Raw genomic sequence first — 16,143 nt, forward strand, 5'->3', positions numbered from 1 at the left:
GTATTAGGAGAATCTATAATTATTTCCCTTTGTTAGATTGACTTTACTTCTTGGTTTTTAATGCACAATCAAATTTCCAATTGAGAAGTCATTCAAATTTAATAAAAAATCGCTTTGTCCCTGTCCTTTTTAAATACGTCCTAAACGAAAAGTGTCCAAAACACCAGGGTATTTTGGACACTTTTAGCGAATTAAAGCTTGCGCATTTACTTCACTTAAATCAAAAAATTGGATTTATTTAGATATTCTTGTTGTGTAGAATAAATAAACAAACACGATTCGTCTTTAATTAGGTCAATCAGTTCTTTATTCACTTCATTAGGAACGGCAGGGCAACCGTAACTTCTGCCTAATCTTCCTTGCTTTAAAGCCATAAGAGGTGAGGCATAATCTGCTCCGTGAACCACAATAGCACGGGTACGTGCATTGTCATTAATTCCCTTTTCTAATCCATCCAAACGCATTGAAAATCCATTACTCCCTTGATACGTTTCTCCTGTTTTATAGAAACCTAAACTACTCATATGCGAATTAATTTTATTAGAGAACACAGTCGCAAATTCATCTCCTGTTCGTTTTCCATGTGCGACAACAGATTCTAATAAAACCTTGTTATTTGCCATATCAATCACCCATAAACGCTTTTGGGTAGAAGATACACTAAAATCGACGATGGTCAATTTCTCATTCTTAATCAAGCCTTCTTCCTGCATCTTAAAATACCCCTTCAAAGCCATGGTAAATACCTTTTCAGTAGGCGAATTAAAAGCTTTCAAATCCAACGTTTGAAAAAGCGTGTTCGCTTTCAATTCAAATCGCTCTTCCGCACTTAATTCTTTTTTTTCTATTTTATCAGTATCCAACTTAACGGATGTAACCTCATATTGTATTGAATTTTTGGCAATCCCTGCACCAACTAATACCAAAGCGGCCGAAGCCACTATCCACTGCTTGTAATTCATTTTATACGCTTTGCTAAGGGGTTATTTATATTTACGAAGTCGTAAAAATAAAAAAATATTCTTACCAAACAAATGATTCTCACCCAACTAAGGCAATAATTGTGTTTTTTTTAATGAAATCTTACGTATTGAAGGTTTTTAATTGAATAAAAACTACGTTTTAGTTCAATCTCGAAAACCAATCTTCTACAAGGCGTTTACTTTAAAAACCGAAATACGCAGTAAAGTACTCATACAGAAATAAAAACGAGCAAATCACAGCAAAAGGAGAGGGATACAAAATCTTATTTTATTTTTAATTGCAACGGATACCACTAAGAATTCCCCTTTTTCTAGGAATACCTCCCTGCCCTATATTCAAGGTTAAATAAAATAGTCGAATCTGCCATTTAAAAGTAGAACGTTAAAATACAATCTGTAAATTTGTGTAAAGATTGAATCAAACTAAAAAAACACAACTATGAATAAAAAAGTAATTTTGATGATATTAGATGGTTGGGGGAAAACTCAAGATCCAAAAGTATCCGCTATTGAGCAAGCGAATACACCTTTCATCGATAGTTTATATACCCAATATCCCAATACCTATGTTTTAACGGATGGATTAAACGTGGGGTTACCTGAAGGTCAGATGGGAAATTCTGAAGTAGGTCATATGAATTTAGGCGCAGGTAGAATTGTATACCAAGATTTAGTGCGCATCAACATGGCCGTTGAAAACAAAACCATTGCCCATGAACCCGTGCTTCAAGAGGCTTTTAAATATGCAAAAGACAACAAGAAGAAAGTTCACTTTTTAGGTTTATTATCCGATGGAGGTGTACATTCACACGAAAAGCATTTATATGGTTTACTAGATGCCGCTGTTGACTTTGGCTTACAAGATATTTATGTACATGCCTTTACAGATGGACGCGATGTAGATCCTAAATCGGGTGTAAAACACCTGGCTAAATTAGAAGAGCACCTTGCTTTTTCGCCTGCGAAGGTAGCCTCTGTTATTGGCCGTTATTATGCAATGGATCGCGACAAACGTTGGGAGAGAATCGCGAAAGCCTATCATTTATTAGTTGAAGGAAAAGGCATTCATTCAACCGATATTGTAAAAAGTATTGAAGCGAGTTATGCCAATAACATCACAGATGAATTTATTGAACCGATTGTTAGGGTAGATAAAGAAAATCACCCTGTTGGAACTATCAAAAGTGATGATGTGGTGATTTTCTTCAATTTTCGCACTGATCGCGGTAGAGAATTAACACAAGTGCTCTCCCAAGATAATTATCCTGAATTTGAAATGAAAGCTTTGTCGTTATACTTTGTTACCTTGACGAATTACGATGATACCTTTAGGCATGTTCACGTGGTATATGACAAAGAAAACTTACACCATACCCTGGGAGAAATCATTGCGCAAAACGGTAAGAAACAAATTCGCATTGCAGAAACGGAAAAATATCCACATGTAACTTACTTCTTTTCTGGGGGTAGAGAATTGCCTTTTGAGGGAGAGCAACGCATCTTATGTCCCTCTCCCAAAGTAGCTACTTATGATTTACAACCCGAAATGAGTGCCTATGACCTCAAAAATGCCTTGATTCCTGAATTGCAAAAAGAAGACGTAGATTTTGTTTGTTTGAATTTTGCCAATGGAGATATGGTGGGTCATACAGGGGTGATGGAAGCAGCTATTAAAGCTTGTGAAGCTGTAGATCAATGCGTAAAAGAAGTCATTGAAACGGCTTTAATCCACAATTACACCACGATTGTATTAGCCGATCACGGCAATTGCGAAACCATGCAAAATGAAGATGGATCACCGAATACTGCCCATACAACCAATCCCGTGCCTATTATTTTGGTAGATAAAGACATCAAAACCATTAATCATGGGGTTTTAGGTGATATTGCACCTACTATTCTAAAATTAATGGGGTTACCTCAACCTGAAGAAATGAAAAGACATGCTTTAGTGTAAAAAATTAGAAAAAAGGAAAAACGCGCTTTGTAAATTGTACAAAGCGCGTTTTTCCTTGCTTAATTTTTTATCTTCGTGACTACTAATACTACTAAACCAGGTGCTCAACATACCTCTTTATGTCATCAATGACAAGACTTACAATTCGAATATGAGAGGGAAATACCGCAAGCGTTTCCTTTTAGATTTATTGCAAAATGAACCCAACTCAAACGAAATCATCAAAGGAGATTCTGTACTATTTGCCTTTGAAAAAGGAAAACTGACACAAGTTGCTAGTGACTTACTCCAACTAGAGCCTAAATTCACTAACTTATAATACGAAAAAAAAGGGTTTTTTACTGTTATACCCATTGATATTACTTATGCTTGCATTATTTTAAACAATACACTTAGCTCATGTTAAGTCTACATTCCATCTACCTTTACTATAAACAAAAACGATAAAAGAGATGAAGATAATAGACCTACAATTAGAAACCAGTGACTTAAATCGTATCCTAGATTTTTACCAACATACCTTAGGTTTAACGACGCTAGAGCAAACAGATACAACCGTTCGTTTTCAAGCGGGAGATACGCAACTTTCCTTTACAGCAAATAATACGAGTAAGGCGCGATATCACTTTGCCTTCAATATTGCAACCAATCACTTAGAACAAGCGATTGCCTGGGCCCAAGCAAATAACATAGACCTACTTCCTTCGCCTAAAAACGAAATCATCACTCATTTTGATACTTGGAAAGCCCAATCCATCTATTTTTGGGATCTCGATAGCAACCTACTAGAGTTTATAGCAAGAGAAGACATTCAAATCGCCAAAGGAAAAGCTTTTTCTCCTAAAGAAATCTTGAATATTAGTGAAATAGGTTTAGTTACTAATAATCCCATTGAAACAGCTGAAGCCATCAACCAACAACTAGGAACGGAATTTTTTAGCAAATCAACCCCGCTTCCCGAATTTTGTGCGATTGGTGATGATCAAGGACTGCTTGTGCTTGTTGCTCCAACGAGAACTTGGTATCCCACTCCATTGTTAGCGGAGAAAAGTCCCGCGACCCTACAATTAGAATCCCAAGGAAATATTCATACCATTCAAACGATGGACTGGGACTAAAACAAAGATTTGTTTTCAATTCCAAAGAAAAACAGCATTTCTAAAAAATCCGTTTTGTCAAATTTTTTTGATTCAATGGAATACCGTAATTTTGTTCTTCTTAAATAAATAAAGTATGATCATTCCAAAAACGCTAGAACAAATTGAGTTGATGAGACAAAGTGCCCTTTTAGTTTCTAAAACATTAGGGATGCTTGCAACAGAGCTAAAGCCAGGAGTAACGACTTTAGAATTGGACAAAAAAGCTGAAGAATTCATCAGAGATCACGGTGCAGTACCGGGATTTAAAGGATTATATGGATGCCCATCAACCCTTTTAACAAGTGTAAATGAGCAAATTGTACATGGATTACCTACAGATAAGCCCATCCTAGAAGGGGATATTGTTTCCGTAGACTGTGGTACAATTATGAATGGTTACTATGGGGATCATGCCTATACATTTGAAATAGGTGAAGTAGCTCCAGAAACAAAGCGTTTATTACAAATAACGAAAGAATCTCTTTACGTTGGGATTCGCGAATTCAGATTAGGAAATCGCGTAGAAGATGTAGGAAGTGCGATTCAACGTTATTGTGAAAAAGCGGGATATACCGTAGTTCGCGAATTAGTAGGACACGGCTTGGGAACTAAAATGCACGAAGGACCTGAAATGCCTAATTATGGCAAACCTGGAAAAGGTAAAAAATTCGTCGAAGGATTGGTAGTTGCTATTGAGCCTATGATTAATCTAGGAACAAGAAACATCAAGCAATTAAATGATGGATGGACCATCGTTACCCGTGACGGAAAACCTTCTGCCCACTTTGAACACGATGTTGCTTTAGTAAACGGAAAACCAGAATTATTATCTACTTTCCAATACATTTATCAAGCTTTGGGGATTCAAAGTAATGAAGAAGATGAATTTAGAGCTAATCCTTTAGTTTTATAATTCATTATCCCTAGTGAAAAAACTTTTTAAAACCATACTGAACGTTATACCTCGACCGATATTAATTCGGTTGAGTTATCTTGTTCGACCGATTTTTGCGTGGTACCTCAAAGGAGATAAATATATCGATCCTATTGATGGCAAGCGCTTTAAGAGTTTTTTACCCTATGGCTATGCCAAGCAGCGAAACAATGTGCTTTCTCCAAGTACATTGTCTTTAGAAAGACACCGTTTGCTATGGTTGTACTTGCAAAGAGAAACTGATTTTTTCACTGCTCCACATCAAGTGTTGCACTTCGCTCCAGAACAAGCCTTTTACAAACGATTCAAGAAACAAGCAAATTTAACCTATACAACCACAGACTTAGCCTCTCCGTTAGCAGATGTTAAGGCAGATATCTGCAACCTTCCTTTTGCGGATAACTCTTTTGATGTGATTTTATGCAATCACGTTTTGGAACACATTCCCGATGATACCAAAGCCATGCAAGAATTGTATCGCATTTTAAAACCGGGTGGAATGGGAATCTTTCAAGTGCCCCAAGAGCTAACAAGAACAACGACTTTCCAAGATGACAGCATTACTGACCCCAAAGAACGCACCTTGCTTTTTGGTCAGTATGATCATGTGCGTGTCTATGGCTTGGACTATTTTGACAAGCTTAGACAAATTGGATTTACAGTTGTAGAAGAAGATTATACCCAAAAACTTACCCCAAAAGAAATAGAACAATACTGTTTAGCTTCAGGAGAGATAATTCCCGTTTGTTTCAAACCAAGCTAAGTCTTCCTTTCTCATTCTATCGCTTTTGTGTATCTTCGTACAACTATTTTTAGTTTACGTATTTTGACTATGATTACGACCGTACTTTTTGATATGGATGGCGTTTTAATTGACTCAGAGAAATTTTGGCAACAAGCAGAAAAAGAGGTTTTTACCTCTGTTGGCTGTCAATGGAATGAAACAATAGCCCATCAAACAACAGGACAAACCACTAGAGCCGTTACTGAACTTTGGTATGCTTTATTTCCTTGGAAAGGTAAAACCATTGAAGAAGTCGAACAAGCGGTTATTGATCGCGTGGATGAATTAATTCGCCAAGAAGGTGAAATAAAAATAGGGGTTTTAACTACCTTGACCTATTTACAAGCCAACAACTTTAAAATTGGTTTAGCTACAAATTCATCCCCTTCATTAATTCAAACGGTTTTAGTGCGATTAAATATCGCTAACTTCTTTCAAACTACAGTATCTGCCTTGGATGTTCCTCAGGGCAAACCAGCGCCAGATGTATATCTACAAGCGGCGAAAAACGTGCACAGCCAACCTGAAAATTGCCTTGTGATTGAAGATTCTTTTACAGGAGCAACCGCAGGTAAAGCGGCGAAAATGACCGTTTTTATTGTGCCTGAACCCGAATTCTACACCAACCCGAAATTTGATTTAGCTGATAGAAAATTAGTTAGTTTACTGGAATTTGAAGAAAATTTCTTAGCTTTAAATCACGAAACCCTCTAATAGCATTGCTAATGTTGAAAAAAAAATGGATGCTCCTCTTCTTTTTTTGCACCTACCTCGTTCAGGCGCAAAAAACACAAGATTATACCGCTAACTATATCAAAGCAGCTGCTTTTATGGAAAATGATAGGGCTGTAGTACCCTTCTTTCCTTTGAATGAAAGTTTTACTATTGAATTTGATGATTTATATGGAGATGAAGGCAATTACTACTATCGTGTAAAAGCGTATAATTACGACTGGACGCCTTCGCAACTTAGACCCATTGAATATATAAAAGGGATGGACAATCAGCGTATTCAGAGCTATAGCAATTCATTCAATACGCTACAAATGTATACCCATTATACACTAACCCTTCCCAATTCAGTCTACCGCATAACAAAAAGTGGAAACTACGTTTTAGAAATTTACGATGAAGACGATCAAGTTGTCATTCGCCGCAAATTTGTGTTGTATGAAACGACGATTGGTGTTGGTGCTCAAGTAAAAAGAGCCCGAGACTTAACGTATATCGATACCAAACAAACCCTAGAGCTGACCCTCAAATTGGGTGAACAAAACTATCAAACACCTACAACCAATATCAAAGTAGCTCTTTTTCAAAATGGCCGTTGGGATTCTTATATTACCAAAGTTCCCCCTCAATATACCATTGGAACTGATTTAATTTACAAATACGATCAGGAAACAAGTTTCTGGGGAGGCAATCAATTTCGTTATTTTGACAATAGTGATTTGAGACAATCTAATAATATGATTTACGCCAACGGAAGAGAAAATGATATGTACAAAACCACGCTCTATCCGATTACAGGATGGTTAGATAAAAAATACTCCTACTTTCCAGATATTAATGGCTCCTTTAAAGTGAGAAATATCTATGGCAATAAAGCAACTATTGAGGCCGAATACAGCTGGGTTTATTTCTCTTTTCTGCCCGTTTCAGAAGATACAAACACAGTGTATTACCTGACGGGAATGTTTAACAATTATGAGTTAACACCCGAACATCAAATGGAATACAACACGGAAACCGAGCGCTTCGAAAAAGCAATTCTCATTAAACAAGGTTTTACCAATTACAATCTAACAGCCGTACAAAACGGCAAAGTAAGTACACAAAACAATCCAGATGGAAATCACGCGTTGACAACCAATAAATATCAAATTTTAGTATATTATAGAGGAAATACCGATTTATATGATCGCGTTATCGGTTTCGCAGAAGCCAATGCAGAACAAATAACCTACTAACCCCAAAAGCATATCAGTATGGTATCTAAACAAACCAAGGGAGTAATTGTAACCGTAGAAACCCTGTATGAAGGTTTTTTTCAGCGAAGTAATAGCATGCAATATGCTTTTAGTTATGAGATTACCATCGAAAATCACAGTGATTCACCTATTCAAATTCACTCTCGCCATTGGGAGATTCACGATTCACTCAAAGCCAAAGAAATAGTAGAAGGACTGGGTGTTGTTGGAGAGCAACCCTTGATTTTACCCCATGACAAATACACCTACAGCAGTGGTTGTGTATTGACATCCACTTCTGGAGCTATGCAAGGGCATTACAATGTAATCCGAACAATTGATCAACAGATGATTGCCGTTGAAATTCCCTTTTTTAGATTAGTCGCTCCGTTTATTTTAAACTAAGCCCAATAACTTATCTGGTTTGCGAAAACCGATAGTTCTATGAAAATTAATTATCTTTGTAATTATATATTTTTAATAAACCCGATAAAAAGTACATTATGTCAAAAGGATTCTACAAAGTTCCCAGTGCAATTAATGAGCCTGTTAAATCATACGCGCCAGGAACACAAGAGAGAGAATTGACTTTGAACTCTTTCAAAGAGCAATATAGCCAATTAGTTGATATTCCATTATATATTGGTGGAGAAGAAATCAGAACTGGAAATACAAAAGATTTATTCCCACCTTTTGATCACAAACATAAATTAGGCGTTTATCACCAAGCTGATAAAGCCTTAGTAGAGAAAGCAATTTCTACGGCTTTAGAAGCAAAGAAAAAATGGGCTGTAATGCCTTGGGAGCACAGAGCAGCTATCTTCTTAAAAGCGGCTGAATTATTAGCTGGTCCATACCGTGCAAAAATCAATGCTGCTACGATGATCGCTCAAGCAAAAACCTTACACCAAGCGGAGATTGATGCGGCTTGTGAGTTTATTGACTTCTTGAGATTCAACGTAGAATATATGACTCAAATCTATTCAGAACAACCTTTATCTGCAGACGGAGTTTGGAACAGACTTGAACACAGACCTTTAGAAGGTTTTGTATATGCTATTACACCATTCAACTTTACGGCAATTTCTGGAAACTTACCTTCTGCTGTTGCAATGATGGGGAATGTAGTTGTTTGGAAACCTTCAGCTACACAAATCTATTCTGCAAGAGTAATTGTTGAAGTATTCAAATTAGCAGGTTTACCTGATGGCGTAATCAACGTAGTTTACGGAGATTCTGCCATGATTACAGATACCCTTTTAGCTAGTCCTGATTTCGCTGGAATCCACTTTACAGGATCAACAGGTGTTTTCAACAGCATGTGGGCAAAAATTGGACAAAACATCAACAACTATAAAACATACCCAAGAATCGTTGGGGAAACAGGAGGAAAAGACTATGTGATAGCACATCCATCTTCTTGTCCAAAAGAAGTAGCTGTTGCTTTAACAAGAGGTGCTTTTGAATACCAAGGACAAAAATGTTCGGCTGCTTCTAGAGCGTATATTCCTGCTTCTTTATGGCCTAAAGTTCAAGAATATATGGCTGCGGATTTAGCAACCATCAAAATGGGTTCTCCTGAAGATCCTTCTAACTTTGTTTCTTCTGTAATCTCTGAAGGTTCTTTTGACAAATTAGCTAAAGCAATTGAAGCAGCTAAAGCAGCTAAAGACGCAGACGTAGTATTAGGTGGAAAATATGATAAATCAGTGGGTTATTTTATTGAACCGACAGTTATCTTAACTTCAAATCCTAAATACGATACGATGGAGACTGAATTATTTGGTCCTGTTTTAACGATTTACGTTTATGAAGATGCTAAATGGTCAGAAACATTAAAATTAGTAGATGAAACATCTGTTTATGCGTTAACAGGAGCTATCTTCTCTCAATGTCGTTATGCTATTGTAGAGGCAACAGAAGCTTTAGTAAACTCAGCAGGTAACTTCTATATCAATGATAAGCCAACAGGTGCTGTTGTAGGTCAACAACCCTTTGGAGGCGCAAGAGCTTCGGGTACTAACGATAAAGCAGGGTCTATCTTGAATCTATTGCGTTGGGTATCACCGCGAACAATTAAGGAAACATTTATTCCTGCCAAAGATTACAAATATCCTTTCTTAGGATAAAACATACAAAGGCGGTTAACAAACCGCCTTTTTCTTTCACAATTCAGTGCTTTTTATTGGGATTGAGCTAGCTTTATTCTCGGAATAACCCTAGAACAATTAAGTAAAAATTACTTTTATATTTTGCTTTTATTCTTTTTCAGAAGAAAAAGATCCATTTTTATCCTTAAAGTACTGAGTTATAATTATTAACAAATAGTATATAACTCATGTTTAAAAAATTAATAGACAACAAACAGCTGGTTATTAACCCACCTGTTTTTACTACCTCCTTATTTCTTATTATTGCATTAATTGCTGTATGTCTTCTTTTCCCCACTAAAGTTGGGGGATGGTTTCACATCGGTCAATTGGCTGTAACGGAGAACTTTGGTTGGTTTTTTATCCTAACCGTTAATATTATCCTCATTTTTGCGCTGTATTTAGCCTTTAGTAAATATGGTAGTATTCGCCTAGGTGGAGATGATGCTGAACCCGAATTTTCAAAACCGTCCTGGTTTGCGATGCTTTTCAGTACAGGAATGGGAATTGGAATCATGTTCTTTAGTATTGGAGAGCCTGTTTCACACTTTTTTAATCCTCCAAGACCAACAAATACTGATACTGACGCAGCTATTCAAGCGATGGAATTTACCAGTTTACACTGGGGATTACATGCTTGGGCAATTTATGCAATCGTAGGCCTTGCCTTAGCTTTCTTTAGCTTCAATAAGAAATTACCCATGACCTTTCGCTCCTTACTTTATCCTTTCTTAAAGGAAAAAATACACGGATGGTGGGGACATATCATTGATATACTCTCTACGTTAGCTACCGTTTTTGGTTTATCCACTTCGTTGGGACTAGGAGTAACTCAAATTACTGCGGGATTAAAATACCTCTATGGTTGGGAAATATCTCCTTTACTTCAAGCAGGAATTATTCTCGGGATTATTAGTATTGCAACTATCTCGGTTTATTCTGGTTTAGATAAAGGGGTAAAACTATTGAGTAACGTCAATATGTATATGGCAGCAGGTTTTATGCTACTAATATTCATTTTAGGCCCGACCCTCTTTATCTTAAAGGGATATGTACAAAATACAGGATCCTACTTAGCTAATTTCATCGATATCAGTACGTGGAATGATACGTATAAAGGCTCCGGTTGGCAAAACGTTTGGACCATCTTCTATTGGGCTTGGTGGATTGCATGGTCGCCTTTTGTAGGAAGTTTCATTGCTCGAATTTCAAAAGGTAGAACGGTTAAAGAATTTATCTTAGGGGTACTCATTGTTCCTGGCTTAATTACGCTTTTATGGATGAATGTGTTTGGTGGAAGTGCCTTACATACCATTTTAGAAGGCGATATGACCTTGGTTTACGCCGTAAAAGAAGATATTTCCACCGCTTTGTTTGTTTTCTTGGAAAACTTTCCTTTTGCAAACTTCTTGTCTATCGTAGCTATTATTCTGATTTTTTCCTTTTTTATTACCTCTTCCGATTCAGGTTCCTTAGTTATTGACAATATTACCTCCGGAAGTGAAGGAAACTCTCCCGTTTGGCAACGCGTGTTTTGGTCTTTTTTACAAGGATTAATCGCTATTGTACTCCTTTGGGGAGGAGGCTTAGATGCGCTGCAAACGGCAGTAATTATAACTGGACTCCCCTTTGCTTTCATTCTCTTACTTCTGTGTTATAGCTTGCAAAAAGGATTACAAGAAGAATTGAATAAAAGAACCAAACAAATGAAATCAAAACAAGAAAGAAGTTACAAGGAAATTATTTCTGATTTGATTGATGAACAACAAAACAACTAACTATGAAAAATAATGCACTCAACCTACTTATTGGCTTAGATTTATCCGAAATGGATAACTACTTAATCCAACATGCCAAAATACTCAATCACATCTTAGATGTGGAGCAAATTACTTTCATTCACAATCTCAAATTAGGAGAGCTTCCCAAAGAATTGATTCAAACAGATCAACTACAGCTTATCCAAAAGAGAATCGTAAAAAGAGTGGAAGAACAAATTGAAAAAACTGAAATAGACTATACCTACGAGATTCTAGTTACTGTAGAAAACTACTCTGAAATTGCCTTTTTAAATGTGGCTAAACAGAAAAACTACGACTTACTCGTTTTGGGAAATAAACAGCATCTCAGTGGAAACGGAGCTTTAGCGAATAAACTCGTACGCTTGCTTCCCTCCGCTACTTTGCTTGTGCCTGAAACCTTTCACATTCCGATAGAAACGGTTATTGATGCCATTGATTTTTCGCGTTACACCAATACCATAATGCTTTGGGCAGATCGTTTTAAAAACAATTCAAAAGGACAACGCATTAAACACTCTGCCGTTCATATATCAAAATCCTACTGGAGTTATTTGCCTATGATGTCAGAGAAAGAATTAGATAAAATCTCCTTGGAAGACATCAAAGAGAAGGAAGAAAAATGGAATAAAGAATATTCCAATTATACGGATATCGACATTATTCCTGCTAAAAATCAAAACATATCGGCAGCTTTAATCACTTATGCCAAAAATAAAAAAGCCGACTTATTAATTTTAGGAGTCAAAGGCACCACAGGAATCAAAGATATCATTTTGGGAAGTGTTGCCAATCATTTACTACATCGACCAACCGATACTTGTTTGCTCTTTGTTAAACCTATGCGTTGATGGGTTATGAGTTATGAGTTATGGGTTATGGGTTATGGGTTATGGGTAAAAATAATTGGTTTGTAGAAAGTAGTTTCTACAAACCAATTATTACTATCATTTAATAATGAAGTTAATGTTTAAAAAACGGTCAACCATATTTAAGGATGTTCAGAGATATTACTCTTCACACATCAGCCTTCATTAAAAATTACCCTTTATATTTCAACGGTAGATAAACTACTTTTTTAGTTTCAAAAAATTCATTATCAAAAATATGACTCAAATCGAATTGAACAGCTCTAGGAAAAACTTGTAACTCCTCCGTTAAATCCCCTCCTTTTAAGTACAAAACACCATTTTCAAATTCGTTTTTGTTTTCTTTTTTGGTTCTATGGCGAATCCATTTCACAAACTCAGGCATATTGGTTACAGCGCGACTTACAATAAAATCAAACTTTTCCTCTACATTTTCTGCTCTCTTTTGTTCTGCCACAACATTCTTCAATCCTAAAGCTTGAACTACTTCATTAACTACAAGTATTTTTTTTGCAAGAATGTCTATCAAGTAAAATTGCGTTTCTGGATATAAAATAGCCAAAGGAATACCTGGAAAGCCCCCTCCAGTTCCTACATCCATCACACTACTACCTGGAACAAATTCCATCACTTTGGCGATTCCCAAAGCGTGTAACACATGTTTCACATACAATTCTTGTATATCTTTTCTAGAAATAACGTTAATTTTTGCATTCCATTCATTATATACATTTTCCAATTGTTCAAATTGCGTAATTTGTTCTGGAGTCAGATCAGGGAAATATTTTAAAATTTCTTCCATTTCAAAAGTTTTGACAAAAATAGCTTTTTTTTATGGGTAAATAACCGACCCTTAACTATAATATATATTTATTATACCTACCTTTGATTGACACTATTTAAATGTACGCAATACCTATGAAAACTCAAGTTCTATCGGATAGAATAAACAATCTTACAACTTCACAAACTTTGGCTATGGCCGCTAAAGCACGCGAGCTAAAAGAACAAGGAATAGACATTATCAGCTTGAGTCTTGGAGAACCAGATTTTAATACCCCAAACTTTTTAAAAGAAGCCGCTATTCAGGCAATCCATGATAACTATAGCAAATACCCTCCTGTTGAAGGCTATTTAGATTTAAGACAAGCAATTAGCAATAAATTCAAAAGAGACAATCACTTAGCGTATAACCCTAATCAAATTGTTGTTTCTACAGGAGCCAAACAATCGTTATTCAATGTCGCTCAAGCAATGATTAATCCTGGAGATGAAGTAATTATTCCCGCTCCATTTTGGGTAAGTTATGCCGAAATTGTAAAAATAGCGGAAGGAATTCCAGTAGAAGTTCCTACCAGCATTGATACTGATTTTAAAATTACTCCTCAACAATTAGAAGACGCTATTACCCCTCAAACAAAAATGGTTTGGTTTAGTTCTCCATGTAACCCAAGTGGGTCTGTGTATAACCAAGCTGAATTAGAGGCCTTAGCTGCCATTTTAGACAAATACCCTTCAATCTATATTCTGTCTGATGAAATTTATGAACACATTAATTTCGCTGGAAACTTTTGTAGTATAGGATCTATTGGCAATCTAATTGACCGCACTATTACGGTAAATGGTATTTCAAAAGCTTTTGCGATGACTGGATACCGCATCGGATATATTGGCGCCCCAGAATTTATCGCCAAAGCATGTATCAAAATGCAAGGGCAAGTAACTTCTGGAGCTAACACTATTGCTCAAAGAGCAACCATTGCAGCTGTAAATGCGGATCCAATTGTATTGAAAGATATGGTACAAGCCTTTAAAAATAGAAGAGACTTAGTCGTTAAATTACTACGTGATATTCCAGGAATTAAAGTAAATGTGCCTGAAGGAGCCTTTTACCTCTTCCCAGATGTATCTTCCTTTTTTGGACAAACCTTCCAAGGTATAACTATTAAAGACGCAAATGATTTATCGATGTATCTACTAGATAAAGCGTATGTAGCCACAGTTACTGGAGATGCTTTTGGAAATCCAAACTGCATTCGACTTTCGTATGCAACAAGCGAAGATCAACTAATAGAAGCTTTACGAAGAATGAAAGAAGCTTTGAAATAAAGCATTCAAAATACAAAAAACAAAAGCGCTGCATACCTAAAACTAGGTCAGCGCTTTTTTTATAACTGAAATAATAATTGTATTTTTATTCGATAAACTGATTGTTGTGGATATACTATTAGAAAGCATTGCTAAGCATGTTACCCTTACTGAAATAGAAGAAAAAGTTGTACTAGATTCCTTCGAATCCCATCGGTATAGCGCGAAAGAAAAACTCCTCATCGAAGGTGAAGTTTGTTATAATTCCACCTTTGTTGTTTCAGGAATTCTGCGCAACTACTTTGTCGATGATCAAATTGTCGAACATACCGTTAATTTTGCTACCAATGGCTGGTGGATTGCAGATATGTATAGTTTTCTTTCTCAGAAGCCGGGAAACTCCTATATCGAAGTAGTTGAAGATGCGATGGTATTAACGATGACAAGAGAACAACAATTAAAACTTTTTGATCAGGTTCCCAAAATGGAACGCTACTTCCGCATCCTTATAGAGCGGTCGTTAATTGCAAATCAACAGCGTTTAATGGATAACCTATCTCTAACAGCAGAAGAGCGCTATGAACGCTTCTGTGCGCGTTTTCCGGACATCAAGTATTGCTTACCTCAAAAGCAAATTGCTTCTTACCTGGGAATTACACCTGAATTTTTTAGTAAACTCAAGAAAAAAATACTTACTTCAAAATAATAGAAAAGGAGAGAACCACCAAAAATGCACTCTCCTTTTTTATTTTAACTATTCTACTTATACTTCGTTACTTATCTACACTGAATAATCGATATTTTAAACTAAAACCAATCGTTGGCAGAACAAGCGATTTTTCTGCATCAAAATCTTTTAGATGACCAAGTCCAACGTGTGCTTCAAAAATAAAATTCTTTGTAAAGTGTCTTTCTATTCCCCAATTAATCTCAGTCAAAAGCGTTTTGTTTAAATCTATAGAAGCAGAATCCCCGAAGGAATATTTAGCTTGTAAAGAAACAAAGTTTCTTTTTCGATCGAGGTCCACGTAATTCCACTTTACAATTCCCTTGGTATAAGGAACTAAATTTTTAAAATCCATGGTATAAGAAAACCCATCTAAAGCATCATATCCTCCTCCTAAACCTCCATAAGCTTCGAAATAAAATTTCTGGTATATTTTCTTGTTTACAGACAATTCTATCCCCTGTACTCCCACACCGAGCTTTACATCGTCTTTCGATTGTGCTAAAGTTTGACATACACCTCCAAAAAGAAGGAAGCAGATTATAAAATAATTTTTCAATAGGTTAGTTCGTTTCATTATAAGGTTAATTTCGGCCAAACTTATAACAAATTAAGTTAATAACGAATCCCTCAGAAGCCGAATTATCTCAAAGGATAAACTTTTTCTACCTCATCGCTCTTGTCTATATTCTAAAGCTCTACCTTTGAATCATATAGCTCTTATTCACAATACTCTTTTACAA

The 16,143-nt window shown here is 36.2% G+C and carries 16 protein-coding genes; 13 read left to right on the forward strand and 3 right to left on the reverse strand.

Translation table 11 applies throughout. The features are described from left to right. Positions 1-215: 215 nt before the first annotated feature. The gene (locus tag ACMHJ2_RS03650; RefSeq protein ID WP_413511601.1) at positions 216-962 is read right to left on the reverse strand and encodes a murein L,D-transpeptidase catalytic domain family protein; all 747 of its coding nucleotides are present in this window, start codon (positions 960-962) and stop codon (positions 216-218) included. 460 nt (positions 963-1,422) lie between these two features. Here ACMHJ2_RS03650 and gpmI point away from each other — a divergent pair, with 460 nt between their 5' ends. From gpmI to ACMHJ2_RS03705, 11 genes are all read left to right on the forward strand, one after another. After that, the gene (gpmI, locus tag ACMHJ2_RS03655; RefSeq protein WP_413511602.1) at positions 1,423-2,940 is read left to right on the forward strand and encodes a 2,3-bisphosphoglycerate-independent phosphoglycerate mutase; all 1,518 of its coding nucleotides are present in this window, start codon (positions 1,423-1,425) and stop codon (positions 2,938-2,940) included. A gap of 100 nt (positions 2,941-3,040) precedes the next feature. Next, positions 3,041-3,259 carry a hypothetical protein gene (locus tag ACMHJ2_RS03660; RefSeq protein ID WP_413511603.1) on the forward strand — a complete coding sequence of 73 codons (219 nt, stop codon included), beginning with the start codon at positions 3,041-3,043 and terminating at the stop codon, positions 3,257-3,259. A 133-nt stretch (positions 3,260-3,392) separates the two neighbouring features. After that, the gene (locus tag ACMHJ2_RS03665; RefSeq protein ID WP_413511604.1) at positions 3,393-4,058 is read left to right on the forward strand and encodes a VOC family protein; all 666 of its coding nucleotides are present in this window, start codon (positions 3,393-3,395) and stop codon (positions 4,056-4,058) included. Positions 4,059-4,173: 115 nt separating this feature from the next. Beyond that, complete coding sequence (gene map / locus ACMHJ2_RS03670; RefSeq protein WP_413511605.1) at positions 4,174-4,992, forward strand: type I methionyl aminopeptidase; 819 nt, start codon at positions 4,174-4,176, stop codon at positions 4,990-4,992. Positions 4,993-5,005: 13 nt separating this feature from the next. Then, the gene (locus ACMHJ2_RS03675; protein ID WP_413511606.1) at positions 5,006-5,776 is read left to right on the forward strand and encodes a class I SAM-dependent methyltransferase; all 771 of its coding nucleotides are present in this window, start codon (positions 5,006-5,008) and stop codon (positions 5,774-5,776) included. A 69-nt stretch (positions 5,777-5,845) separates the two neighbouring features. Beyond that, positions 5,846-6,511, forward strand: coding sequence for a hexitol phosphatase HxpB (gene hxpB / locus ACMHJ2_RS03680; protein ID WP_413511607.1), 666 nt, complete (start codon positions 5,846-5,848; stop codon positions 6,509-6,511). Positions 6,512-6,522: 11 nt separating this feature from the next. After that, on the forward strand, positions 6,523-7,767 hold the full coding sequence (locus ACMHJ2_RS03685) for a DUF5103 domain-containing protein (RefSeq protein ID WP_413511608.1): 1,245 nt from the start codon (positions 6,523-6,525) through the stop codon (positions 7,765-7,767). A gap of 18 nt (positions 7,768-7,785) precedes the next feature. Further along, the gene (gene apaG / locus ACMHJ2_RS03690) at positions 7,786-8,172 is read left to right on the forward strand and encodes a Co2+/Mg2+ efflux protein ApaG (RefSeq protein WP_413511609.1); all 387 of its coding nucleotides are present in this window, start codon (positions 7,786-7,788) and stop codon (positions 8,170-8,172) included. 98 nt (positions 8,173-8,270) lie between these two features. Beyond that, complete coding sequence (gene pruA, locus ACMHJ2_RS03695; RefSeq protein WP_413511610.1) at positions 8,271-9,896, forward strand: L-glutamate gamma-semialdehyde dehydrogenase; 1,626 nt, start codon at positions 8,271-8,273, stop codon at positions 9,894-9,896. 209 nt (positions 9,897-10,105) lie between these two features. Continuing rightward, positions 10,106-11,695: a BCCT family transporter gene (locus ACMHJ2_RS03700; protein ID WP_413511611.1), complete on the forward strand. Its 1,590-nt coding sequence runs from the start codon at positions 10,106-10,108 to the stop codon at positions 11,693-11,695. Between the two features lie 2 nt (positions 11,696-11,697). Then, entirely contained in the window at positions 11,698-12,567 is an 870-nt protein-coding gene (locus ACMHJ2_RS03705; RefSeq protein WP_413511612.1) for a universal stress protein, read from the forward strand. A 190-nt stretch (positions 12,568-12,757) separates the two neighbouring features. Here ACMHJ2_RS03705 and rsmG read toward each other — a convergent pair whose 3' ends face one another. After that, positions 12,758-13,387 carry a 16S rRNA (guanine(527)-N(7))-methyltransferase RsmG gene (gene rsmG / locus ACMHJ2_RS03710; RefSeq protein WP_413511613.1) on the reverse strand — a complete coding sequence of 210 codons (630 nt, stop codon included), beginning with the start codon at positions 13,385-13,387 and terminating at the stop codon, positions 12,758-12,760. A 116-nt stretch (positions 13,388-13,503) separates the two neighbouring features. Here rsmG and ACMHJ2_RS03715 point away from each other — a divergent pair, with 116 nt between their 5' ends. After that, on the forward strand, positions 13,504-14,694 hold the full coding sequence (locus ACMHJ2_RS03715) for a pyridoxal phosphate-dependent aminotransferase (RefSeq protein WP_413511614.1): 1,191 nt from the start codon (positions 13,504-13,506) through the stop codon (positions 14,692-14,694). 106 nt (positions 14,695-14,800) lie between these two features. Beyond that, positions 14,801-15,379 carry a Crp/Fnr family transcriptional regulator gene (locus ACMHJ2_RS03720; RefSeq protein ID WP_413511615.1) on the forward strand — a complete coding sequence of 193 codons (579 nt, stop codon included), beginning with the start codon at positions 14,801-14,803 and terminating at the stop codon, positions 15,377-15,379. Between the two features lie 67 nt (positions 15,380-15,446). Here the strand turns inward: ACMHJ2_RS03720 and ACMHJ2_RS03725 are convergent, their stop codons facing one another. Further along, the gene (locus ACMHJ2_RS03725; protein ID WP_413511616.1) at positions 15,447-15,977 is read right to left on the reverse strand and encodes a hypothetical protein; all 531 of its coding nucleotides are present in this window, start codon (positions 15,975-15,977) and stop codon (positions 15,447-15,449) included. Positions 15,978-16,143 lie beyond the last annotated feature (166 nt).

Origin of the sequence: Myroides odoratus, from assembly GCF_965118575.1 — a bacterium.
In the GTDB taxonomy this organism is placed as follows: domain Bacteria; phylum Bacteroidota; class Bacteroidia; order Flavobacteriales; family Flavobacteriaceae; genus Flavobacterium; species Flavobacterium odoratum_B.